The sequence below is a fragment of the Paraburkholderia sp. RL17-381-BIF-C genome (assembly GCF_046026435.1).
Classification (GTDB): domain Bacteria; phylum Pseudomonadota; class Gammaproteobacteria; order Burkholderiales; family Burkholderiaceae; genus Paraburkholderia.
This window is the reverse complement of sequence record NZ_JARESX010000245.1, coordinates 1-340: the sequence shown is the minus strand read 5'-3', so window position 1 is coordinate 340 and position 340 is coordinate 1. Positions and strand designations below refer to the sequence as shown.

At 48.5% G+C, this 340-nt stretch carries 1 tRNA gene; it reads left to right on the top strand.

Annotation, left to right across the window (positions count from 1 at the left end):
* Positions 1-76, top strand: a tRNA-Ala gene (locus P0D70_RS36895).
* Positions 77-340: the final 264 nt, after the last annotated feature.

Here is a 340-nt window from a genome sequence, read left to right as displayed (position 1 = left end):
GGGGGATTAGCTCAGCTGGGAGAGCACCTGCTTTGCAAGCAGGGGGTCGTCGGTTCGATCCCGTCATCCTCCACCAATCCTCAATGCGTAGCGTTCTGTGAGAAGCAGAGCGTTGTGCATTGGCGATTGAGCCAGTCAGAGTGATACGCGGTTATAGCAACTGCGATATCGGCTGTCGTTCTTTAACAATCAGGAAGAAGTAGTAAAGAGATTCACGAAAGATCACTTAGAGATGGGTGATTGAGTAGGTGAATCAGGGTTGTGATTGTATCAATGTATGAAAAGGTGATCGAAAGATTGCCTTGGAATACGGCGCAACACGAATACTCAACCTGTAGCG